Genomic DNA, 22,014 nt, shown 5'->3' on the forward strand with positions numbered 1-22,014 from the left:
CAGCCCAGTTACAGTGAACCCCCCCTCGTATATTGCTATTGGTTCCAAGGTAGCGGTGAGGACTGTGCCCCCCCTTGCGGCTTTGACCGCGTGGAAGAGATTGTCCCCCGCTATCAAGGACCGGCAAAGCTGAACCGTATCGAGTGGCACTGACCACGTATCACGAGGCTAGACTTTTGCCGTCCTGCGGAACTTGCCTACCTCCTCTGAAGCTTCAACTGGAGACACTCATGCAGCGAGACGGTTCACAAAACGACTATCAGCTATTTGTCGGTATTGATGTGGCGGCACTCACTGTCACTGCCGCCTGGCTGCTCACCCACGCAAAGCCTACCGCTGCCATCACACTGCCCCAAACCCCCGAAGGACACTGCCAATTGGCCGAACGCTTACTCGCCGTCTGTCCCACCGCCGCTGAGGTGTTAGTGGTCATCGAAGCCACAGGCTCCTACTGGATGCGACTGGCCACATTTCTGGCGCTCAAAGGTTTTGCCGTCAGTGTGGTCAACCCCGCTCAGTCTCATTACTTTGCCAGGGCACTGCTCAAGCGTTCCAAAAGCGATGCGCTTGATGCCCAGACGCTTGCCCAACTCGCTGCCGCCCTGCAACCTGGTCTTTGGCAGCCGCCGCCTGAGATTTATTACCAACTCCAACAGCGCCTGCAGCATCGCGATGCCTTGCTGCAGCAACGCCAACAACTGCACAACCAGTTGCACGCTCTGCGGCAATTTCCGTTGGTGGTGGCGGCGGTACAAGCGAGTCTGGAGCAGTTGAGCCACACCTTCGATGAGCAGATTGCGCAGATGGAAGCTCAGCTAGAAGCGCTGCTCGCCCAAGACTCGCTTTGGCATCAAGCTGCAACCAAGCTGCGCACTATCAAAGGCATTGGGTCTGTCACCGCTGGGTGGGTGTTGGTGAGTACCCTCAACTTCGGCTGCTGTGCAACGGTGGAAGCGGCGGTGGCCTACGCGGGTCTCGCTCCCCGCTCCCATCGTAGCGGCACCAGCCTTCATAGACCAGAGCGCATCGGCCATGCAGGCAATGCCCGCTTACGCACGGCGCTGTATATGGCGAGCTTGAGTGCGATCCGCTGCAATCAGCAGATTAAAAGCTTTTACCAGCGGCTACGAGCAGCCGGTAAACCGGCAAAGGTAGCGCTTTGCGCTGCGGCTCGCAAACTCTTACACATTGCCTGGGCGGTTGTGAAAACAGACACGCCTTTCGATGCAGAGCACGGCAGGTTGGTTTGCTTGCAGTAGGGCGGAGGAAGAGAAGAAAGGAGGAGGCTGCTTGACTCTCAATACCGTATCTCTTCTCCTCTGCCCGGCGGGGCAGCCCCCCATTCGGGGGGCAGGAGGAGGAGAGTGGGGGGCAGGGGGGGTGTGGAGGGGTGGGGGACAGACCGCTACTTAAGCAGTTCGACGACGCCGTTGGCCATCAGCTGCAGGGCGATGGCAACGATCAAAAAGCCGAGGATCTGGTTGAAGGCGCGGGTACCGGTCCGGCCCAGCCACCGGAGAACTGGTTCACCCAAAAGCAAGCTGAGGTAGAGCACACCGCCCACCAGGCCAATACCGATAAGCGAACCAAGGTAGTCCGTCCAGCCGGTCGCTTTGCCCGACAGCCCGATCACTACCCCAATTGCTCCTGGGCCACTCACCAGCGGCATCGCCATCGGTGCGAAGGCAATGTCAGCGCCGGCACTCTGCTGGGCAACGACTTCCTCATCCTCGTGAGCGCTCACCATCTGCCAGCCGGTGTGGGCAACCAGTAAACCGCCCGCGATCTGCAGCACGGCAAAGGAAATGCCGAAAAATTCCAACAGCAGCCTGCCCGCCACCAAAAAAAGCGCCAGCAGCCAGATCACGTGCAGCGTCGTCAGGCGCGCCTGACGCTGGCGGTGCGCCGCCGAAGCCGCGCTTGTCAAACCATAAAAAATCGGCACCGCACCGAGCGGGTCAGTGACCGGAAACAGCGCCAGGAAAGTCCCGGCGGCAGAGCCCAGCACGTCCCACATTGCCGTTCACCCCGTAACAATTTGAAATATCCTCACTCAACTGTAGCTTTTGCTACAACCGAACGTCAACGCAGGGCCTGGGGCTCTCGCAGCGGGCAGCGGCAGCGATCGCGTGATCCCGGTCTCTGTCCCCCTGGGGCAGTTGCGTGGCCGGGCGGGAAGCGGTTAGAACCGGTGTATGATACCTTCCGACTTCTCAAGAGCAGTTAAGCTGATGGCAAGTTCAGCCTCCAAGGCTCCGTCGTAGTTGCCGTTCGCCTCGCCTTACACCCAAAAATCGATGGCCAAATCGCTCGTTATTGTCGAATCTCCAGCCAAAGCCAAGACAATCAGCAAGATTCTCGGTAAAAACTTTATCGTCAAAGCTTCTGCCGGGCACATCCGCGATCTGCCGCAAAAGGAGATGGGCGTGGATGTCAAAAAAGATTTTGCGCCAAAGTACGTAGTCATTCCTAAAAAAGAGGACGTCGTCGAGGAGTTGCGGGGGGCGGCGCGGGGGGCCGAGCGCGTCTACCTCGCCCCGGACCCGGATCGCGAAGGGGAAGCGATCGCCTGGCACCTTTCTCAGATTCTCGAAATCCCGGACGACCGGCTGCAGCGCATCGAATTCCACGAGATTACCCAGCAGGCGATCCGCAACGCCGTCGCCCACCCGCGCCACATCGACATCAACCGGGTCGATGCCCAGCAGGCCCGCCGCATCCTCGATCGGCTGGTGGGCTACAAGCTCAGCCCGCTCTTGTGGAAGAAGGTGCAGCGCGGCCTCTCGGCGGGCCGGGTGCAGTCGGTGGCGGTGCGGCTATTGTGCGACCGTGAAAAGGACATCCAGGCGTTCGTGAGCGAAGAGTACTGGACGATCCACGGCCAGTTTCGCCAGGCATCCTCCGAGCAGGCGGCGGCCTTTACGGCGGATCTGGTGCGCTGGGCCGGTAAAAAACCTGATCTGTCCACAGAGCAGGCGGCTCAGGCAGTGGTCCAATCTCTGGCGGGAGCGGCAGCCCAGGTCGAATCGGTCAAGACCCGCGAGCGCGCCCGCGAGCCCCAGCCGCCCTTTATCACGAGCACCCTCCAGCGCGAGGCGGCCTCCGCCCTCAACCTCACCGTCAAACGGACGATGGCCATCGCCCAGCAACTGTACGAGGGCATCGAACTGGGAGAAGAGGGACCGTCGGGGCTCATCACCTACATGCGCACCGACAGCACCCGGATCGCCGAAGAAGCGCAAGATGCAACCCGCGAATTTATCCAGAGCGCCTACGGCAAACCCTACCTGCCCGCCCGCCGCCGCCAGTACGGTGCCAAAAAGGGAGCCCAGGACGCCCACGAGTGCATCCGGCCCACCGACATCAACAACACCCCCGATCGGATCAAAAAATCCCTTACTCCGGATCAGTTCAAGCTCTATCGCCTGATCTGGCAGCGCTTCATCGCCTCGCAGATGGCAGCGGCAACCCTTGAGACCCGCACGGTCGAAATTGCCGCCAGAGTGCCGGGTAGCCGCCACGAAGGGTTGTTTCGCGTCGCTGTGACCCGCACCCTCTTCGACGGTTACACCCGCGTCTACGAAGAAGCGCGCGAAGAAAACGCTCCCGAGGACGAATCGGCCTCTGCCGCTCCGGTGCTCGCCGAGGGCGAGGCGCTCGTATTGCTCGCGGTCGAACCCCGTCAGCACTTTACCCAGCCGCCGCCCCGCTACTCCGAAGCGACCCTGGTCAAGGCGCTCGAAGAGCAGGGCATCGGTCGCCCCAGCACCTACGCTCCGACGATCGCCACCATCCAGGAGCGCGGCTACGTCAACAAGGAGGGCCGCAGCCTGGTGCCCACCGACCTGGGGATGAAGGTCAACGAGGAACTGGTCCAGCATTTTCCAAATATCGTCGATACGCGCTTTACAGCGACGATGGAAGCGCAGCTCGACGAGGTCGAGAAGGGCTCCCAGCGCTGGACGCAGCTACTCGCCGATTTTTATGGGCCATTTATCGAGACACTCAAGGTCGCCGACGAAGAGATGAAGAAGGTGGTGATCGTCACCGACTATCTCTGCGAGCGCTGCGGACGGCCACTGCTCAACCGCTATGGCCGCTTCGGCAACTTTTTAGGCTGCTCGGGCTATCCGGAGTGCGAATTTACCCACCAGCTCACCCGCGACAATAAGCCCGTACCCAAGGACCGGCCCGCCGAGGGCGTGCGCTGCAACCACTGCAGCCACGAGCCGATGACGATCACCTACGGTCGCTACGGCGAATATCTCAAGTGTCCGGCCTGCGGCAAGAGCCAGCCCAAATCCACCGGCATCGAGTGCCCCAAGTGCCACAAAGGGCACATCGTCGAGCGCCGATCCAAGATGGGCAAGACCTTCTACGGCTGCGATCAATACCCCGACTGCGACTTTGTGCTCTGGAGCAAGCCCCTCGAAAAACCCCGTTGTCCGGAGTGCGATTCGATCTTGCTCTTCAAGCCCCGCAAGCGCGGCGAGGACATGGTCGCCTGCAGCCACTGCAAGTTCGTCGCCCCGGCCTCCGAGATTCTGCCGGAGAGCGAGCAGGCCGAGGCAGAAGAGTTGCTGACGGGCTAGAAAGCTCTACTTCGGCGTCTTTGCTGCCGGTTTCTGGGCTGCCTGTTGGGCCTTGTTCTGGGCTGTCACTGCCGCCGCAATCACTTTAGCGACTGGGGCCACCTTCGCCTGCTGGGCTTTTACTTTTTCGAGATTCTGGCTTGCGAGAGTTTTGATCTCGGCGTCTTCTGTCTTCTCCAGCTGGGGTTGAAGTGTTTCGGCAAGAGCTTGATCGTCGCTGTTGAGCGCATCGAGGTACGCCTGATCAAACAGGGGCGTGCGCAGATCCGACAGGCGGCTGTCGATGTCGAGCAGCGCCTCGCGCGCAGTGCTGGAGAGCGTCCGCGCCGAGCGGGGCAGTTTGAGCTGCCGCAGCTGGGCCAGTTCCGTTAATTTGCGATCGAGGGTGCTGTACTCGATGAGCCGCTGGCGGGCGTAGCCTACGAGTTGAGAATTGGTGCTCAGTTGCATCGCCAGTTGGGCCAGGGCAATCTGGCGGATGTTGTACTCAGCGAGGGTGCGCAAAATCGAAGCGTCCGCTTCAGAAGTGCTCTGACGCCGCTCCGGCGATGGTCTGTTGCCTTCGGAAGCGGGTAGCTGGGCAACCACAGGCGTCGCGCCCAAAAGTCCAACCACCAGACCGAGGGGGAGCAAAAAAAATCTGGGCATAAGCTATTCACCGTGAGGGAAAGCGCTCCAGCCGGGGCAGATCCTGCCCACCGCCGGTCGCTGAATCGGGTTTTAAGGTTGCTTCCTACCGTAGCGCAGCTTGCTGTCGATAAACATCCGGTGCGTCACCTTCAGCCCGAGCGCCATCCCCCGAATCGTCTCGGTCTCCTCGTCATCGATCGTGCCGTCGGTGGCAGCCAGACAAAACAGCAGCTCGACCAGGCCCAGAGCGAGGGGGCGGTCCGCATAATTTTCTACCCCCCGCACCAGCCGCGCCCGGTCCAGGCTCCGCACGTAGGGATCGCTGAGCATCTGCTCGACGAATTCGGCCTGCTCGTCTTCGAGGCGCAGGCACTCGCGGATGCAGGAGGTGGCAGCAGGCAGGGGTCTTTTTAATTCACCCCAGGTACAACCGGCGAGGGCACCGACGAACAGCAGCGCCCGCTGCCTGTCGCTCGGTTGCCCGCCTGCCTTGAGATGGCGGGCAAAGTCACCACCGGGGTGATCGCGCTCCTTCCACAGCCAGAGCAGTTCCGCTTCCAGTTCCGCCAGGTGGGCGTCCGCCGAGCGCTGGATCTTGAAGGGCCGGACGGCAAAAAAGCCGCGCAATCGGTTGGCAAACAATCCCAGATCGCCGGCGCTGGCAAAAAGAGCGCTCACCTCCTCCAGAAAGCGTTTTTCGGCTTCGTCTAAGCGCTCATCGGCGCAGGCAAGCTGCCGCAGCCGCTCCAGGGCCACTTCCCGCTCCTCGGGCCTGTGGGCGGCCTCGACCAGCTCGCGGCTGAACGCTTCGGCCTGTTGCCTCGTCGTGGGCTGCTCAAGGTAGTAGCGCAGGTAGTTGCATTGCTGCTCGCTGAGCGAAAATTCGGCCATCCACCGGCGCACCAGAGCCCGCTCGCTCTCGCTGAACTCGCCATCCGCCCAGCCAATCGCAATCAACACCTTGAGTAGAGCGAGCTGAAAGGGGCTGGCAGCCATCGATGGGTCTCCAGGGCAACCCTTCCAGTCTAAAGATGCGCCCAGGCTCCCGCAAAGAAACGCGATATTGTTGCAATTTTTGAGCGTCCCTTCATCGTTGCTTACTTTTCTGAAAGCAGATGGTCAGCGGACCAATAAGTTTGACATTTTGCTCTTTCGGCCAGACTGCGGCTACCCATAGGATCGGCAAGGATAGCAATGATTTTATCCAGGAGAAACTTTTGGTGAATACGTTGAATTCTGTGCGGACAGCGTTCGTCTTCCAGGCCATTGCCAGCCTGTACCTGCTCGCCAATCTCTGGATTTTGCAGAGCCAGGCGGCGACGGTGCTATTCGGTGCGCTGATTTCAGGCAGCCTGCTCTTTAGCGTCTACGCCCTCGTCCAGGTGCAGCGCCACCACGGGCGGCAGCGCAAGGCCGCCATCGAGCGCACGAGCCCCTCGCGCGATCTGCTGGCCACGCACTGATCCTTCGATCGGCCAAACCCCGACAACCGCCTTAGAATAGGGCGAGCCATTGCGGCCCATCAGGTTGCTCTTTTTGGGGGTTGGATGTTTCGACGCATTTGTTTGACCGGCCTGTGCCTGCTCGGTTTTTGCTTACCACTCCACGCTGGCCCCGATGCCGCAGGTTCTGCCGCATCGGGGCTTATTGGTTTTGATCGGGCGGATACAGATAAAGAGCGCGCCCTTGAAGCCCAGTTCGACAATCAGCTTCAAAAGGCGAACCTGAGCAACTCGCTTAACAAACTGGCGGCCCGGCCCCACCACGTCGGCTCCGCCGCCCAAAAAGACAATGCCGAATACCTGGCTTCTCAATTTCGCAGCTGGGGCTATCAGGTCGAAATCGAGCGCTTCGAGGCGCTTTTTCCGGAGCCAAAGACCCGCCTGCTGGAGCTGGTAGGCCCGACAAAATTCAAAGCAAAGCTGCGCGAGCCGGTGCTCAAGGCCGACCGCACCTCGGGGGCAGCCGGAGAGCTGCCAGTCTACAACGCCTACTCGATCGACGGCGATGTCACGGGCGAACTGGTCTATGTCAATTACGGGGTGCCCAAAGATTACGAAGAACTCGAGCGGCGCGGCATCGATGTAAAGGGCAAAATCGTGATCGCCCGTTACGGCGGTTCCTGGCGCGGCATCAAGCCCAAGGTAGCGGCGGAGCATGGGGCCATTGGCTGCATCATCTACTCCGATCCCAAAGACGACGGCTACTACCAGGGCGACGTCTACCCCAAAGGTGCCTGGCGCAACCCCTACGGTGCCCAGCGCGGCTCGGTGGCCGATATGCCCGTCTACCCCGGCGATCCGTTGACGCCCGACGTAGGGGCGACGCCAGGGGCAAAGCGCCTCGATCGATCTCAAGCAGCGACGCTCACCAAAATTCCGGTGCTGCCCATCGCCTACGCCGACGCCCTGCCGCTTTTGGGGGCGCTCGGCGGTCCTCTGGCCCCGGCGGAGTGGCGGGGCGCTCTGCCCATTCCCTACCACCTCGGAGCGGGACCGGCTAAGGTCCATCTCAAGCTCAGCTTCGACTGGAAGCTGGTGCCGGTCTACGACGTGATCGCCCGTTTGCCCGGCAGCGAGCGGCCCGACCAGTGGATTATCCGGGGCAACCACTACGACGGCTGGGTGTTCGGCGCAAACGATCCATTGAGCGGAGCGGTGACACTGCTTGAAGAGGCGCGCGCCCTCTCTGAACTGGTAAAGGGGGGCTGGCGACCAAAGCGGACGATCGTCTTTGCCCTCTGGGACGGCGAGGAGCCGGGGCTTATCGGTTCGACCGAGTGGGTGGAGACCCACGCAGCGGAGCTGGATAAAAAGGCGGCCCTCTACATCAACACTGACTCGAACGCCCGTGGTTTTCTGGAGATGGGCGGCTCCCATAGCCTCGAGCACTTTTTTAACGAGGTGGCCCGCGACGTGCCGGATCCCGAAAAAAAGCTGCCCGTAAAGGACCGGCTGCGCGCTCAGCGCATCTACACTTCTAGCGGCGAGGAGCGGCGCGAAGTGCGCAACCGCTCAGATCTGAGGCTGGCGGCCCTGGGCTCCGGTTCGGACTATTCGCCTTTCTTGCAGCACCTGGGGATCGCAAGCCTGAATCTGGGCTACGGCGGCGAAGGCCGGGGCGGCTCCTACCATTCGATCTACGACTCGATCGATCACTTCGAGCGCTTCATCGATCCGGGCTACCAGTACGGTCTGACCCTCGCCCAGACCAATGGTCGCCTGCTGTTGCGCGCTGCCGATGCCCAGGTGCTGCCTTTTGAATTCACGGGCCTCGCCGACACCCTCGAAAAGTACGTCAAAGAAGTCACTGCCCTTGAGAAGGATCTGAGGGAGGCGAGTCTCGAAAAAAATCGCCAGATCGAGGAGCGCACTTTCTTCGCCGTCGCCGACCCGACCGAGACCACGGTGATTCCCAAACCGGACGACGCTGTGCCCGAACTGGACTTTGCCCCGCTCAAAGCGGCGGCAGCAAAACTCAAAGCAAGTGCGGAGCGCTACCGGCTCGCTCTGGAAGCTTCTCAGAATAAACCGCTGCCCCCCACCCTCGATGCGGCTTTAATCGCGGTCGAGCGCTCGATGCTCAACCCGGCAGGTTTACCCCGCCGTCCCTGGTATCGGCACCAGTTCTACGCCCCTGGCTTTTATACCGGCTACGGCGTCAAGACACTCCCCGGCCTGCGCGAGGCGATCGAGGAGCGCCAGTGGCAGGAGGCGCGTACCCAGTTGCCGCTTTTGAGTGCCACCGTCGAGGGCGTCGCCGCCGCCATCGACCGGGCGAGCGCCATCCTCCAGCCCTACCAGAGCACTTCGGCTCTGCGGTAGAGGCCCGAGCGGGCAAAGCGATCTAGCATGAGAGCCGACGCGATGCGGCTCAGCCATGGACGAGACACAGGTACTTTTTCAGCCACCGGGCTTTAGCTCTAAAGACGTGATCACCTCGCGCGGGCGCATCCGGTACTACGAATCGGGCACAGGAGCGCGGACGCTAGTTTTTTTGCACGGCTTTGGGGGCGGATCGTCCTCTTATGAGTGGTCGAGGATCTATCCCGCCTTTGCTTGTGATTATCGGGTGCTCGCTCTGGACCTGCCTGGCTGGGGGCTTTCTGAGCACCGCAGCGGCAATTATGTCCCTGAGGACTACCGGACGGCCATCGCTGAATTTATCGAGCGCACCAGCGCGGAGAAGGTGACGGCAATCGCCTCCAGCGTCGTTGCCGGGCTCACTTTCTGGCTTTCTGTCGAAAGGCCGGAATTGTTCGAGTGCATCGTCGCCGTCAATCCTTCCGGACTGCGGGACTTTGGCAAAAAATACGACGGCAGTTTCTTTTCGTTTATCGAAAATCTGCCCCTCATCAACGAACTGGTCTACTCGCAGCTCATCACCACCCGCTCCTCGATCCGCGACTTTTTGCGCAAGCGGCTATTTGTCCGCGAAAACCGGATCACCGAGGAGATGGTCGAAGCCTACTACACCTCCGCTTCCCAACCCGAAGGGCTGTGGGCGGCCTACTCGTTTCTTAAAGGCAACCTCGCCTTCGATCTGGCCGACTGGCTGCCGAAACTGAGCATTCCTGCTGCCATTCTCTGGGGTGAAAAATCCCAGTACGAGGGACCGGATGTCGGTAGACGCCTGGCTGAACTCAGCCCCCAGGTCCGCTTCTTTGAGACGATTCAAGATACCGGGCTCACGCCCCAACTGGAACTGCCGGCGACGACGATCGCGACCATCCACAAGGCGCTGGCTCTACTGGGAACAGCGGAGCCTGCTCCAGCCCCCGGCACACTTTGAGCCCTGCTTCCGCAGGTTGAGTCGTAGTTTCTGGAGTTTCCGTCACCCATCTGGAAGGAGTCAGTAGCAGCCTGGGCAGCTTCGGTGTTGAAGGAGGAAGTGCTGGCGTTGAGCGGCAGGCTGGGAGCAGTTGCCAGACCCAGGTAAAGATAGACCTATTCGAGACGTATTTGTCCAGCGGTCTGCGATTGAACCAGGACAGCGACTCACTTGCCAAGGGCAATCTGAGCAGCACGATGATAAATCGGCCACAAAGTGTAGAGTGGACCGCCACTGAACATCATCCCGCGCTTACCAAAATCAAAGCTCTGAATGTAAGGATATTCTTTGACTGCTTGCTTGAGCAGATCGACCATTTGCGAACCCGGCATCTGCGATAGTTCGCGCATCTGGTCTTCACTTATACTTTCCATGAAATCTTCGATCTCATGTGCTCTGCTGGACAAATACTTCCTCACACGCTTGTAGCGATCTTTGATGGACTCAGGCTTGCGCCCATGATTGTTTGTCAATCGTTCCTTTTGCTCAGCAGTTAGATTCCAAATATCCATGTCTTCTTCCAAGGCAGGATACAGATAAATACCCCAGTAGTAATCGGCATAAAGCCGGGCAAAATCCGCTGAAAATTGGTTGATATCTTTGTGATAGACTAGATTACCTTCTGTAATTACGGGCCAAGTTCCTTCTGGAAAGAATGCTGCATGTTTGAACAGTGGCTCTTCTTTTTCGGTTAAACCACTGGCACGTAAGAAGAACTCAAAAAAGGCTTCGTCTAACATGAAACTTGCTTCTTCATCTACATCTAACGGTACTTCCAGCTCTTGCAGAATGTAGGGCTCGATAGCATTCTTTCGGGCTTCTACTAAATCCGTGATTGAAATTGATGAAGCAAAAACCCTGCCCCTATCCAGAAACTCGAAACCAGATCTAAACCAGCGGCCACAATGTGTGGCATTCAAACCGTAATAAGTTTTTGCAATCGTCTCATAATTAAGCCAAACAGCCACCTTCTTATCTGATCCTATTGTGTCTTGGAGAATTTCATCTGCAGATAGGAGAAAGGCTTCTTTATCTATTTCTTCCTCATCCTGTACACTATTCTTGTATTGTTTAATATAAACCATGTTCCCCTTCTCTAGTAACCTTCTGAGGAGTTGCAAGTACATTTGAATAGAATCTTTTGCCTCTACACAAAATGCAAGAGTGCTTAGCTGGACCACGGTACCCTCTTCACAGTTACAACTTGTCCACCAACCTTAACAGGCTTCTGAATCATTTTCCCGTTTTCATAAGCTTCTTCCCACAGTTGATTGCCTTTTACTGTATATCCCACTTCAAGCCCTGTTCCTTCTGGTATGGCAACAGATGCTTCCCCCAGTTTCGCATCAGGGATTTTTTGCATTAGAGATGAGTAAGTGTTTCTAAGCTGGTTGATTGCCTCCCCTACTTCTGCCCCTTTCTTGCCTTCTGGATCACTTGCTTTCACTTCTGTCAGATTGAACTTGCCTCCTTCTGTTAATGAAACAAAATCGCAGGCTTGGGTTCTGTCAACTCCTCTTGGCATGTCCAGCAGTTTGCGGGTGTTCCCATCACCGTAACTCATAATCTTGTCTCCCTTCTGCGTCAGCAACTCAGACACTCTTTCCTCAATCTCTGCGGACTTGCGCGCTTGTATCGCTTCAGGGCTGTTCTTGCCCTGCCTTTTGGCCGTATCTCTTGCGGCGGCATACAGGTCCGTTTTCTCTCCCACTGGCTCCAGCTTGCGACCAGGATACCCAAGCGGGCTGCTCGCTGGACCCTCGCCCCTGGAAAAGAGCACCCCCAAATCTTGCTGCAGGTTCTCGTTGGCCTGATTGGCCACAAATATCCCATGCCCCGCCTCTGCCACACCCAGACCGGCTAAGGCTCCACCCGCCAGGATGCCTACTCCGCTTTCTGAGCCGAGGACCGCTAGAGCAAGACCCGCTTCGACTTTCAGCCCACCGTCCCAACTCTCGAAGATGCCCTGGGCCATTGCTCCAAGGTCACCCAGCACCTGACCGGTCTGGAAAAAGGGATTGTCGTGTTGCTCTTCGTAGGCTTTGCTCTCAAGAAACGGCAGGTTGCTTGTATCGAAGCCGTAGCTGAGACCGCGACCGAGTTCGCCGACGTTGTAGAAAACCTGGCCAGCATGACAGTTTGAGGATTGGCAGGGATCAGATGCCGACTCTAAGCGGACTGCGGCCCTGGCGAATTTCGATGTCACTTTTTTGAAGGAGCGAGCGGCCTGTCATCTCAGGCGGCTGGGCGATCCCCAGCAGATCGAGGATCGTTGGCGCAATATCGCCCAGGTTGCCGCCCTCGCGCAGGGCAACGGCGGTGCCCCAGCCAGGAATTTTCAGTCCCTCGCTCTCGATCAAGATAAAGGGCACCGGGTTGGTGGTGTGGGCGGTCCAGGGCCGGCCCTGCTCGTCCCACATCAGCTCGGCGTTGCCGTGATCGGCGGTGACGAGCAGCGTTCCCCCGGCGGCGACGCAGGCGGTGAGCAACCGGCCCAGGCAGGTATCGACGGTTTGAACGGCCTGGATGGCGGCCTGGAAGTTGCCGGTGTGGCCCACCATGTCGGGGTTGGCGTAGTTGATCACCACCAGAGCGTACTGGCGCGAAGTTATCGCGCTCACCGCCTGGGTGGTCACCTCAAGCGCCGCCATCTGGGGTTTGAGGTCGTAGGTAGGCACCAACGGGCTCTGGACCATCAGCCGGTCCTCGCCGGGCAGGGCCGCCTCGATGCCACCGTTAAAAAAGTAGGTGACGTGGGCATACTTCTCGGTTTCGGCAATCCGAAACTGGCGCAATCCCTGCCTGGCAATCACCTGCCCCAGCAGGTTGTCGAGGGACTGGGGCGGAAAGGCGACGGCGGTGGGCAAAGTCGCGTCGTACTGGGTAAAACTCACAAAGCCCAGCGGGTCGAGGTAGGGACGGACGAAGCCTTCAAAATCGGGCTGCAAAAAGGCGCGAGTGAGCTGGCGGGCCCGGTCGGGGCGGAAGTTAAAGAAAATCAGGCCGTCGCCCGGCTCGATGGCACCGGCGGCAAGGCGCACCGGCACGATAAATTCGTCGGTGATCCCGGCTTCGTAGCTCTCGCTCAGGGTCTGGACCGCTGATTTACCTGTGCCTTCTCCCGTCTCGGTCATCACCCGATACGCCTGGGCAATCCGGTCCCAGCGCCGGTCGCGGTCCATGCCAAAGTAGCGGCCCCCGAGGGTGGCGATCGTGCCGATGCCCACCTGGGCGATGCGCTCTTGTAGTTGGCCGAAGTACGCGATTCCCGAAGTGGGTGGGGTGTCGCGCCCGTCGCTGAAGGCGTGGATGTAAAGGTTGTCGCATCCCTGTTGTTTTGCCAGGTCGAGCAGGCCGAACAGGTGCTCGATGTGGGAGTGGACACCACCGTCGGAGACCAGTCCGACGGCGTGCAGCTTGCCTTTGCGAGCGCGGATCGTCCGGCACAACTCGACGAGGGCCGGATTGGTGAGCAGCGACCCGTCCTCGACGGCATCGCTGATGCGCACGAGTTCTTGAGGAACGATCCGGCCCGCACCGATATTGAGGTGGCCGACTTCGGAGTTGCCCATCTGGCCGCGTGGCAGACCGACTGCCTTGCCGCTGGTCTGGATGCGCGTAAAAGGATAACTGGCTTTAAGGGCGTCGAAGACTGGCGTCTGGGCAGCGGCAATGGCGTTGCCGTCGGCTTCGTCGCGCTCACCCCATCCGTCGAGAATAACCAGAACGACCGGATTGACCGGGCTAGAAGTGCTCATAGGATTGGCTCACTTTTTAGCAACGGGTGGATACGAAAGAGGGTATCCCCAGATACAGTAGTCTTTGTCTAACCAGTAAAACTGATCCCCGACATACTTTGTGGTATTCGCGGCAAAAATTTTGAATTCGCACAAGATTTGACACTTTTTCAGCCACAGATAGTATTTTGTCAGCCAGCTAGACACTCTGGCTCTTACAACTTCTAGAAGCAAGGGCTGCTGTAGCCGTGGCTGCAGAATCATTCCCTTACCATTAAAGCGGGAAAGGAGTGCAGAGATTGCCCACAGATGTGCCGCCATTGGACGAGGACACGCTGCTCTATCTCAGGGCATCGGGCGATGGGCGGCTGGCTGCGCTGAAGGATCTCATCGCCGAGCGCTTCGAGCCCCTCCAGTCACTGCAACTGGTAGAGATCGTTCTGCCAGAGTCGTGCTGGCCGGTCTGGGCCCACTGGCTGGCCGTCGAGGTCATCGACCGCTGGCGCAACGAACTATTGGCCGACGAGGCACTCGCCCTTCCGGCGATGCTCGCTGCTCTCGGACTCGCTGCTCAGCAGGAGGAAGCGCTGCCGCTATTGAGCAGGCTGAGCGAGACCGCCGAAGGAAGTACCCTTAGCTTTGAGCTGACGCTGCGCCTGCAGGCCGCAGCCCGGCAACTGCCCCAGCCGCCCCAGGCCGCCCTCGCCCAGATCGAGCAGGTGGTAACTGCCCTCGCCGATTGGTTCGCCGCAGAGGACGAGAACGGTTGCCTGACCCAGTTGCGGGCCAACTTTGAACGGATCCGTACCGTCACCGCTGCCAGTTGCCGCCAGCTTCTGATCCGACTGGGTTTTGCCGGAACCCAGGTTGCCCTCCAACAGTTAACAACACTGCAGGCGGCCCTCGAAGCACTGGACCGGCAGCACGCCGAAGAGCACGAGGATCGCCTGCAGCGCGAGCAGGCGTCCTGGCGGGCCTTTGCCACTTTGCGGAACCGGTTGGCCGGGCGTGGCTGGAACCTGCGGGTCGGGCGCGACGACTACGAGGCGACGCTGCGGGCGCTCGCCTCGGTCTACCAGTTCAAACTCGAAGCAGAAATCTTCTGGCTGAGCAGTCTGATCGTCCGCGAGGTGCTGGAACCGGTGCGCCTGCAGCTGGCGATGGTAGCCCGCTCCGACCGGCTACTCGCCGAGTGGCAGCAGCGCTGCCGCGAACATTCAAAGATCGGTGCCGGTGCCAGTGCCGTTCTCTTCGCAAACTATCTGCGCTCGCAGCTGGATGCGGCTCAACTGTTGCAGAGCTTCGAGACCCAACCGGGCTATTCGCTGATGCGCTGGGGCACTCTCGCCCCTTCGCGGGCCGCCGCTTTGCTCGATGCCTTGCTCGCCCACCTGCAGCAACTGTGCCGCAGCCTGCACCTGCGCTGCTGCCTCTCGTTATTGGCCCTCGATGATCCGGCAACCCACGAGTAGCGCCCGGCTCAAAAACACAGCGCCCCTTCCCGAGCTGGCCGGGAAGGGGCTTGTGCGAATGGCATCAAAATTCAGGCGACCGATGCTGTCAGCGTCCGCTCAGCAGTAGTATCGACGCACTCCATCGCGGGCAGATGGCACCAGACCTGATAGCCGGTGTCATCTGAGACGATCAAAGTCGATCCCGGACAACTGCGGTAAAAGTTGATCGCCTCGTGCATCTCCGTCGGCGCAAAACTGCCGCAGGGATAGAACAACTGGTTGCCAAAGCGCAAACCTGTCTCGATCCGGGCGTCTTTGGAACGACGAATGCGGCAAAGATCGACAGAAGCCTTGTTTAAAATCAACATTTGGTCTATCCCTGCTCTGTGAAAGCGAGCCCTTACTGCTTCTATTCTAACGACCTGTATCGAAGTGGAAAGGTTCCAGAGTAAAAGGAAGCATTACTAAATGTGATGATTCCGATAGAGCAGTGCAAGTTGTCGATAACTGAGGGCGTGGCGGGCGCGCTCGGCCACCTCCTCCTCCCTGAGGGGCCGGATCACCCGTGCGGGTACACCGGCCACGAGGGTAGCGGCGGGTACGGAGGCGGTGACTACCGCCCCGGCGGCGACGATCGCCTGGCTGCCGACAATAAGGCCACCCAAGACGATCGCCCCGATCCCGATGAGGCACTCGTCCTGGACCGTAGCCCCATGGATCACAGCTCTATGGCCGACCGTGACGCGCTCGCCCACGATCACCGGTTCACCGGGATCGCCGTGGAGAATCGCCCCGTCTTGAATGTTGCTGTCTACGCCGACCTCGATGCGCTCGACATCGCCGCGCAGCACCGCGCCGTACCAGATACTCGTGCCCGCTGCTAGCCGCACCCTGCCAATGACAACCGCCCCCGGTGCTACGAAAGCGGCGGGGCTGAGGTCCGGCTGGCTCAGATCGATGTCCAGTGCCGAAATATCCACCCGCTCAACCTTCGTTGCGAACGCGGTTGAGGGGCGGCAGCACGGTGGAGCCGTTGGCGGCGTCACCGGCATTGTTCATTGCCAGAAGGGCGCTGATCGACGCTGGGATCGATTGGGGATCCATAAAGAGCACCTTGCTGCTCGGGGACGCGCCGACGGCGTTGGCGACATCGAGGTAGTTGCGCGCCAGATAAAATTGCAGCGCCTCGCGGGCTCTTGGATCCTGCAGGGTCTCAGCCAGGGTGCGCAGCGCTTCGGCGGTGCCCTGAGCCTGGAGGACCTGCTCCTGCCGCTCCGCTTCGGCGCGGGTAATACGGGCCTGGGCCTCGCCCTGGGAGCTGTTGATGGCGGACTGGCGCTCGCCTTCGGAGTTGAGGATGACAGCGCGCTTGCGGCGCTCGGCAGCCATCTGCTGTTCCATCGAATCGAGCACCGTGCGCGAGGGAGCGATGTTGCGCACCTCGACGCGGGTGACCTTGATGCCCCAGGGATCGGTGCTCGCGTCGAGATCGCGGAGCAGAGCCTGGTTGATCTCGCTGCGCGAGGCGAAGGTCTCGTCGAGTTCGAGCTTGCCAATCTCGGCGCGCAGGGCCGTGAGCACCAGGTTGGTCATCGCCTGGCGGATATTGGCCACCGAGTAGTAGGCCCGCCGGGTGTCGATGATCCGCCAGTAGATAACCGCATCCGCTTCGAGGGCAACGTTGTCTTTTGTGATGCACTGCTGCGGCTGGATATCGAGCACCTGCTCGCGGATTGTTTCTTTGAAGACGATATTGTCGATAAACGGGATGATGATGTGCAGCCCCGGTGTCAGCTTCGTATGAAAGCGGCCCAGCCGCTCGACGAGAGCCTCATCGCCCTGGTTGATGATTTTGACCCCGGCGATGATTGTTGCCAACAGACCGGCACCGAACACAAGCAGGAAAAATTCAATCACCTTAAACTCCTTCTTGAACGTGCAAGAAAGCTCACTCCAACGGTTCGAGGGGGACGACGCTCAAGGTATTGCCCTTCTGGCCCACGATCAGCACCTTCGTCCCGGTGGGCACGCGGCTGAGACTGCGGCAGTGCGCATTCCAGGTCGTTCCGCCGAAGGCGACTCGGCCCGTCGCCCCTGGTTCGATCGCCGCCGTCACAGTTCCTTCCTCCTGGAAAAAGGGATTTTCCAGTTCCGGATCCGTGCGCGGCACCAGTTTGCGGGAGAGCACAATCAGGATGGATGCGACCAGGGCAAAGACAAAAAGCTGTACGAAGGGATGGGGAATCCACTGGCCAATCAGCAGCATCAAAAGCGCTGCCGTTCCGGCTGAGCCCGCCACCAGCGCTGGAGTAAAAAACTCCAGCACCCACAGGCCAATGCCCAGCGCGACCCAGAAGACCAGCAACGATACGCTCATAAACCCACGCTAGCGCAAGCTTTCAGCCTCTATCGGCGAAAGTCACTAACATTTAAGTAATCGTGCCCACCCGGTAGTTTAAGTATCCGTTCTCGCTTGCTGCACGAGGGCGCTCACCGCCTGGCCATCTTCACCATCCCAGTAACCCACTCCGTCTTTGGCACTGTCGCGGATAAAAAACCGGGTCGATTCCTGACCCGTCGTTGCGATGCGCACGCTCGTCTTGTCCGAATCCGGGTAGCCCACCACCTCCGGTAGCAGCAGGGAGGACATCGCCAGATACACAAGATCGCCGTCGCCTGTGTTCACAAACTGGTGCGCCAGTTCCGGGCCGCCCGCCGGGGTGAGGACGTAGTCGTTGGGTCCCACCGGGTAGGTCTTGTCGCCAAAGCGCAGTACGCCGGTGCCGCTCAGGATAAAAAAGTGCTCTTCGTTGACGTGGTGATGGTGCAGTGGAAAGGCTGCTTTGCCCGGCGGCACACGGGTAATGTTGACGCCCACCGACTTTGAGCCGAGGGGTTCGGCCAGTTCCGTCATCCAGCATTCGAAATACTCACCGTGGATGAAGCGATTGACGGGCGCGGCTGAAACGTTCAAGACCGGCTGCATCGTGGCCTCCCTGACAAAGAAACAGCGGCTAACTTTGTGAACAGAATATCACAATATCAGCCGCTCTTCTTTAATAGTTGAGAGTTACGAGGATCAGCCCTCTTCGAGCACCTCGCGGATCCGCCGCTCAAGCCGATCGATATCGAGGCTGCTCTCGTCGCGGGCGATGCGCCGCACGGTCGGGTTGACGTTGCCCAGATCCGAGAGCAGATCGCTGAGAATTTGCTGTTGCTGACGGGCCTGGGTCACTTCGCGCGGTTCCTGCACCAGATCGCGGACGATCGATTCTTCGGCCCGCGAGGCGACGATGGGCTCCGGCTGACCCAAAAGACAGACAAAGCTGCGGCGGCCAGGCCCGCGTTCTTGCTCGATCGGAATCACCGCCGTCACCTGATCGGAGCGCACATATTTACCGAAACCGAGGGGAACGAGTATCGAGGATTGGATGCGCATAGGATGCGGCTCCTTCATAAAGATTGAGTCTTTCTATATCAATTATAATCTTTTTGAATCTAAAACCGCAGGTACATTTGCAGGCTAACTTGGAACAGTTGGTTCCGAGCATTTTTCTGATTTCTAGGAGCTGGATCCAACCCGCCCCCCCGACTTTGACGCCTTCGTGGGCACAGAAAGCCCGTCCTGCAGCGCGCTGGGACGATAGAGAGGCGAAAGAATACTTATTACTCTCCCTCTTCTTCAAAAGGAGGGGTTCTAGATCCAGAGCCTAGGATTGAACGGGATTGCGCGGGGTGAACGATGCTCAAAGGACGGACCTGGGCAAAAAGGCTGCTGCAGGTGCTGGGCGCGCTGGGTGTGCTCGTGGTGCTGACTGGTGCCGGTGCGTACCTGTGGCTGCGCAGGAACCTGCCGGTGGTTGACGGAACTGTGCAGGTAAAAGGGATTACTGCAACGGTTACGATCAGCCGGGACCGCGATGCAGTACCCCACATCAAGGCAGCGACGGCTGCGGACGCCCTTTTTGGCCTGGGCTACGTCCACGCCCAGGACCGGCTCTGGCAGATGGAGTTCCAGCGCCGCATCGGCTGTGGCCGACTTTCAGAAATTTTGGGCGAGGCCACGCTTAAGACCGATCGCTTTTTGCGCACGGTTGGGCTTTGCCGGGCGGCGCAAACCGCCTGGCAGCGGCAACGACCGCAGATGAAACGGTTCATCGAAGCTTACGTGGCCGGGATCAACGCTTTTGTCGGCGCACACCACGGCGGGGAGCTGCCGGTCGAATTTACGCTGTTGGGCTTTGAACCCGAACCCTGGCAACCAGTCGATGTTATGGTCTGGCAAAAAGTGCTTGCCCTCAACTTAAACGGTGCCGGCAGCGACGAACTGCTGCGCAGCCGCCTCATCGCCCGCGTCGGTACCGAGCGCGCCGCGCAGCTATTTCCGGCCTACACCAGCGATGGACCGATTATCGTTTCTGCCGGCCCCGCGCAACCGGAGAAAAAACTCCCGACCCGTTTATCTGGACGGGTGAACCTGCCCGCCTACCGGCAACTCGTTGCCCAGATCCAGGACGTGCAGAAGCTGCTCGGCTCCGATCCGCTCGCCACCGGCAGCAACAGCTGGGTCGTCTCCGGTCGCCATACCACTACCGGCAAACCGCTACTTGCCAACGACCCCCACCTGGGCACTCAGATCCCCTCGGTCTGGTACCTGGCCCACGTCGAAGGCGGCAACTTCGATGCCATCGGCGCTTCCTTTCCTGGCCTGCCCGGCTTTGCCATCGGCCACAATGCCCGGATCGCCTGGGGGGTGACCAACCTCGAAGCGGACGTGCAGGATCTGTTTATCGAACAGCTCGATGCGAGCGGCAACCGCTACCGGCTGGGCAACCGCTGGCTGCCGCTGACTCGCATCGCTGAGCGGATCAAAGTCAAAGGGGCGGACGACACTGTGCTCACGGTCCGCCTGACAAGGCACGGTCCTTTGATCAGCGACGCCACCGGTACTGCCGGCAGTCAGGAACGGCCCCTCGCCCTGCGCTGGAGCGCCCTCGACGACGAGGACCGGACGATCGAAGCATTTTTGGAGCTTGCCACCGCCCAGAACTGGCAGGCGTTCACCCGCGCTCTCAGCCTCTACAACGCCCCGGCCCAGAATTTTATCTACGCCGACCGCGACGGGCATATCGGCTACCACGCCGCCGGGGCGATTCCGGTGCGGGCAGAGGGCGACGGGAGTGTACCCGTGCCCGGCTGGCAGGGGCGCTACGACTGGCAGCGCTACGTTCCCTTTGCCGGGCTGCCCCACACTTTTGATCCGCCCGAGGGCTGGATCGTCACCGCCAACAACAAGCCGGTTCCCGACAGTTACCCGTACTTTCTGGGCAGCAACTGGGCACCGCCCTACCGGGCCGAACGGATCGTAGAGCAGCTCCGCTCCCGCGCTCGCCTGTCCGCTGACGACATGGCTGCCCTGCAGATGGATACGACTTCTACCTTCACCCGCCGGATGCGTCCGCTGCTGGCCCGCGTTCTGCCCTTCGACGCACGCTCCAGGCAGGCCATCGCTGAGCTGGGGCGCTGGGATGGCCGTGCGGACGCCGAGAGCGCCGGAGCGAGCATCTTCTGGGCCTGGTACCTGCACATTCCCGCCGCGCTTTTTGCAGACGAGTTGGGAGCGGACCTGGCAAAGGAATACCTGCAGCGGGCGGGCACCCTGGGCAAGGCGATTCCGGCGATTCTCACAAGTTTTCCTGCCTGGTGCGACGACGTGCGCACTCCCGCCCGCGAAGATTGTCCAACGACACTGCAGCGCGCCCTGGCAGCAGGTCTGGCGGATATGGCCCACCGTCAAAGTAGCGACGATCCGGCCCGCTGGCGCTGGCAGCAGGTGCATCAAGCCATCTTTCCCCACAACCCGTTCGACAAGGTGGCGGCCCTCAAACCGTTCTTCAGCCGGGCAATCGGCAACGGCGGCGACAGCTTTACGGTCAACGTCGCCACCGTGAGCGCCCTCGATCCGTACAACCAGTACCACAGCCCTTCGTACCGCCAGATCGTCGATCTGTCCCGGCTGGACGCCTCGCGCTTTATGCACACCACCGGCCAGTCGGGCAATGTCTTGAGCGAGCACTACGCCGATCTGATCGGGCCGTGGCAGCGCGGTACCTACCTGCCGATGCGGTTCACCGACGTTCAGAGTAAGGCAAAATTGGTCCTGGAGCCGGACAAGTAGAGAGGAAGGCCGCCATGTCGCGCTACGCCCAGATCTGCAACGCTCTTAAAAAAACGCGCCAGGACTATATCCAGTACCGCCGGGAATGCGCCCAGTTTCTGGTGAAGTTGATCGAAGGGTTGATTGGCTACCTGGAGTGTCCGCCCCAGGAAGTCACCTTCTTCAAGGTCCACGCCGAGAAGTACGTGCCGACGACGCTGGCGGACGCACTGCAGTTGCACGCCGACACCTACCTCTATCTGGGCTTGGGGATCAACCTCTACGAAGATCTCGCAGCGGTGCGCAGCGACGACCCGGAGGTGCAGAAGGCAAAGCCGCCCCGCCCCTTTCTGTGCGCCTGCATGGTCAAAAAAATAGACGGAGGCTTTTATTTCAAGATCAAGCACATCGACGAAGAATTTACCGTCGATCCGACCAGGCCGGAAGACTTTGAGGCGGTCTACGCTTCGGTCTTCAGCAACCTGCTCGCTGAACTCGACTCGCACCTGCAGAGCTTCCTCAACCGCACCAGCGAGCGCAACCGCATCGGCTTCGACGTGGGCCGCGACGAAGAATAAAAAGCGGTTCGCCCTGAGCAGGTCCGGCCCGCCCGC

Annotated in this window: 20 protein-coding genes; 8 read left to right on the forward strand and 12 right to left on the reverse strand. The window is 60.0% G+C overall.

Annotated elements, in window-relative coordinates:
- Positions 1-230: 230 nt before the first annotated feature.
- Positions 231-1,259, forward strand: coding sequence for an IS110 family RNA-guided transposase (locus GKIL_RS10035; protein WP_023171280.1), 1,029 nt, complete (start codon positions 231-233; stop codon positions 1,257-1,259).
- Between the two features lie 146 nt (positions 1,260-1,405).
- On the opposite strand, the gene GKIL_RS10040 is transcribed toward GKIL_RS10035, so the two are convergent.
- Positions 1,406-2,017, reverse strand: a complete 612-nt coding sequence (locus GKIL_RS10040) for a MarC family protein (RefSeq protein WP_023173439.1) — start codon at positions 2,015-2,017, stop codon at positions 1,406-1,408.
- A 280-nt stretch (positions 2,018-2,297) separates the two neighbouring features.
- On the opposite strand from GKIL_RS10040, the gene topA reads away from it, so the two are divergent.
- Positions 2,298-4,592 carry a type I DNA topoisomerase gene (gene topA, locus GKIL_RS10045; RefSeq protein ID WP_023173440.1) on the forward strand — a complete coding sequence of 765 codons (2,295 nt, stop codon included), beginning with the start codon at positions 2,298-2,300 and terminating at the stop codon, positions 4,590-4,592.
- Between the two features lie 6 nt (positions 4,593-4,598).
- Here topA and GKIL_RS10050 read toward each other — a convergent pair whose 3' ends face one another.
- A complete protein-coding gene (locus tag GKIL_RS10050) occupies positions 4,599-5,240 on the reverse strand; it encodes a DUF4142 domain-containing protein (RefSeq protein WP_023173441.1) in 642 nt (213 codons plus the stop codon).
- A gap of 72 nt (positions 5,241-5,312) precedes the next feature.
- A complete protein-coding gene (locus tag GKIL_RS10055; protein ID WP_023173443.1) occupies positions 5,313-6,218 on the reverse strand; it encodes a TerB family tellurite resistance protein in 906 nt (301 codons plus the stop codon).
- 224 nt (positions 6,219-6,442) lie between these two features.
- On the opposite strand from GKIL_RS10055, the gene GKIL_RS10060 reads away from it, so the two are divergent.
- The 3 genes from GKIL_RS10060 to GKIL_RS10070 all read left to right on the forward strand — a co-directional run bounded on the left by GKIL_RS10060 (position 6,443) and on the right by GKIL_RS10070 (position 10,013).
- Positions 6,443-6,685 carry a hypothetical protein gene (locus GKIL_RS10060; protein ID WP_144080370.1) on the forward strand — a complete coding sequence of 81 codons (243 nt, stop codon included), beginning with the start codon at positions 6,443-6,445 and terminating at the stop codon, positions 6,683-6,685.
- Between the two features lie 84 nt (positions 6,686-6,769).
- The gene (locus tag GKIL_RS10065) at positions 6,770-9,046 is read left to right on the forward strand and encodes a M28 family metallopeptidase (protein WP_023173445.1); all 2,277 of its coding nucleotides are present in this window, start codon (positions 6,770-6,772) and stop codon (positions 9,044-9,046) included.
- A 55-nt stretch (positions 9,047-9,101) separates the two neighbouring features.
- Positions 9,102-10,013: an alpha/beta fold hydrolase gene (locus GKIL_RS10070; protein ID WP_023173446.1), complete on the forward strand. Its 912-nt coding sequence runs from the start codon at positions 9,102-9,104 to the stop codon at positions 10,011-10,013.
- Positions 10,014-10,219: 206 nt separating this feature from the next.
- Here the strand turns inward: GKIL_RS10070 and GKIL_RS10075 are convergent, their stop codons facing one another.
- The 3 genes from GKIL_RS10075 to gpmI all read right to left on the reverse strand — a co-directional run bounded on the left by GKIL_RS10075 (position 10,220) and on the right by gpmI (position 13,810).
- Positions 10,220-11,137, reverse strand: a complete 918-nt coding sequence (locus GKIL_RS10075) for a hypothetical protein (RefSeq protein ID WP_187293912.1) — start codon at positions 11,135-11,137, stop codon at positions 10,220-10,222.
- Between the two features lie 83 nt (positions 11,138-11,220).
- Positions 11,221-12,258, reverse strand: coding sequence for a hypothetical protein (locus GKIL_RS10080; RefSeq protein ID WP_023173448.1), 1,038 nt, complete (start codon positions 12,256-12,258; stop codon positions 11,221-11,223).
- The gene (gpmI, locus tag GKIL_RS10085; protein ID WP_023173449.1) at positions 12,209-13,810 is read right to left on the reverse strand and encodes a 2,3-bisphosphoglycerate-independent phosphoglycerate mutase; all 1,602 of its coding nucleotides are present in this window, start codon (positions 13,808-13,810) and stop codon (positions 12,209-12,211) included. Before gpmI ends, GKIL_RS10080 begins: the two co-directional genes overlap by 50 nt.
- Before the next feature lie 278 nt (positions 13,811-14,088).
- Here gpmI and GKIL_RS10095 point away from each other — a divergent pair, with 278 nt between their 5' ends.
- On the forward strand, positions 14,089-15,261 hold the full coding sequence (locus GKIL_RS10095) for a hypothetical protein (protein ID WP_023173450.1): 1,173 nt from the start codon (positions 14,089-14,091) through the stop codon (positions 15,259-15,261).
- A 71-nt stretch (positions 15,262-15,332) separates the two neighbouring features.
- Here GKIL_RS10095 and GKIL_RS10100 read toward each other — a convergent pair whose 3' ends face one another.
- The 6 genes from GKIL_RS10100 to GKIL_RS10125 all read right to left on the reverse strand — a co-directional run bounded on the left by GKIL_RS10100 (position 15,333) and on the right by GKIL_RS10125 (position 18,682).
- Positions 15,333-15,611, reverse strand: coding sequence for a hypothetical protein (locus GKIL_RS10100; protein ID WP_023173451.1), 279 nt, complete (start codon positions 15,609-15,611; stop codon positions 15,333-15,335).
- Between the two features lie 96 nt (positions 15,612-15,707).
- On the reverse strand, positions 15,708-16,223 hold the full coding sequence (locus GKIL_RS10105; RefSeq protein ID WP_023173452.1) for a gamma carbonic anhydrase family protein: 516 nt from the start codon (positions 16,221-16,223) through the stop codon (positions 15,708-15,710).
- A 4-nt stretch (positions 16,224-16,227) separates the two neighbouring features.
- The gene (locus GKIL_RS10110; protein ID WP_041244621.1) at positions 16,228-17,157 is read right to left on the reverse strand and encodes an SPFH domain-containing protein; all 930 of its coding nucleotides are present in this window, start codon (positions 17,155-17,157) and stop codon (positions 16,228-16,230) included.
- A 34-nt stretch (positions 17,158-17,191) separates the two neighbouring features.
- Positions 17,192-17,620, reverse strand: coding sequence for an NfeD family protein (locus GKIL_RS10115; protein ID WP_023173454.1), 429 nt, complete (start codon positions 17,618-17,620; stop codon positions 17,192-17,194).
- Positions 17,621-17,698: 78 nt separating this feature from the next.
- A complete protein-coding gene (locus GKIL_RS10120; RefSeq protein ID WP_023173455.1) occupies positions 17,699-18,229 on the reverse strand; it encodes a cupin domain-containing protein in 531 nt (176 codons plus the stop codon).
- Between the two features lie 93 nt (positions 18,230-18,322).
- Positions 18,323-18,682 (reverse strand): hypothetical protein, encoded by a 360-nt coding sequence (locus tag GKIL_RS10125; protein WP_023173456.1) that lies wholly within the window; start codon positions 18,680-18,682, stop codon positions 18,323-18,325.
- Between the two features lie 303 nt (positions 18,683-18,985).
- On the opposite strand from GKIL_RS10125, the gene GKIL_RS10130 reads away from it, so the two are divergent.
- Entirely contained in the window at positions 18,986-21,421 is a 2,436-nt protein-coding gene (locus GKIL_RS10130; RefSeq protein ID WP_023173458.1) for a penicillin acylase family protein, read from the forward strand.
- A gap of 14 nt (positions 21,422-21,435) precedes the next feature.
- Positions 21,436-21,978 (forward strand): hypothetical protein, encoded by a 543-nt coding sequence (locus GKIL_RS10135; RefSeq protein WP_023173460.1) that lies wholly within the window; start codon positions 21,436-21,438, stop codon positions 21,976-21,978.
- The last annotated feature ends 36 nt before the right edge of the window (positions 21,979-22,014 follow it).

Source organism: Gloeobacter kilaueensis JS1 (assembly GCF_000484535.1).
Taxonomy (GTDB): domain Bacteria; phylum Cyanobacteriota; class Cyanobacteriia; order Gloeobacterales; family Gloeobacteraceae; genus Gloeobacter; species Gloeobacter kilaueensis.

Excerpts from the sequence above, each read along its gene's own strand:
- GKIL_RS10050 (WP_023173441.1), bottom strand. The coding sequence starts at position 5,240 with ATGCCCAGATTTTTTTTGCTCCCCCTCGGTCTGGTGGTTGGACTTTTG.
- GKIL_RS10035 (WP_023171280.1), top strand. The coding sequence starts at position 231 with ATGCAGCGAGACGGTTCACAAAACGACTATCAGCTATTTGTCGGTATT.
- topA (WP_023173440.1), top strand. The coding sequence starts at position 2,298 with ATGGCCAAATCGCTCGTTATTGTCGAATCTCCAGCCAAAGCCAAGACA.
- GKIL_RS10130 (WP_023173458.1), top strand. The coding sequence starts at position 18,986 with ATGCTCAAAGGACGGACCTGGGCAAAAAGGCTGCTGCAGGTGCTGGGC.
- GKIL_RS10040 (WP_023173439.1), bottom strand. The coding sequence starts at position 2,017 with ATGTGGGACGTGCTGGGCTCTGCCGCCGGGACTTTCCTGGCGCTGTTT.
- GKIL_RS10120 (WP_023173455.1), bottom strand. The coding sequence starts at position 18,229 with ATGCAGCCGGTCTTGAACGTTTCAGCCGCGCCCGTCAATCGCTTCATC.
- GKIL_RS10115 (WP_023173454.1), bottom strand. The coding sequence starts at position 17,620 with ATGAGCGTATCGTTGCTGGTCTTCTGGGTCGCGCTGGGCATTGGCCTG.
- GKIL_RS10100 (WP_023173451.1), bottom strand. The coding sequence starts at position 15,611 with ATGTTGATTTTAAACAAGGCTTCTGTCGATCTTTGCCGCATTCGTCGT.
- GKIL_RS10070 (WP_023173446.1), top strand. The coding sequence starts at position 9,102 with ATGGACGAGACACAGGTACTTTTTCAGCCACCGGGCTTTAGCTCTAAA.
- gpmI (WP_023173449.1), bottom strand. The coding sequence starts at position 13,810 with ATGAGCACTTCTAGCCCGGTCAATCCGGTCGTTCTGGTTATTCTCGAC.
- GKIL_RS10075 (WP_187293912.1), bottom strand. The coding sequence starts at position 11,137 with ATGGTTTATATTAAACAATACAAGAATAGTGTACAGGATGAGGAAGAA.
- GKIL_RS10065 (WP_023173445.1), top strand. The coding sequence starts at position 6,770 with ATGTTTCGACGCATTTGTTTGACCGGCCTGTGCCTGCTCGGTTTTTGC.
- GKIL_RS10135 (WP_023173460.1), top strand. The coding sequence starts at position 21,436 with ATGTCGCGCTACGCCCAGATCTGCAACGCTCTTAAAAAAACGCGCCAG.
- GKIL_RS10055 (WP_023173443.1), bottom strand. The coding sequence starts at position 6,218 with ATGGCTGCCAGCCCCTTTCAGCTCGCTCTACTCAAGGTGTTGATTGCG.
- GKIL_RS10125 (WP_023173456.1), bottom strand. The coding sequence starts at position 18,682 with ATGCGCATCCAATCCTCGATACTCGTTCCCCTCGGTTTCGGTAAATAT.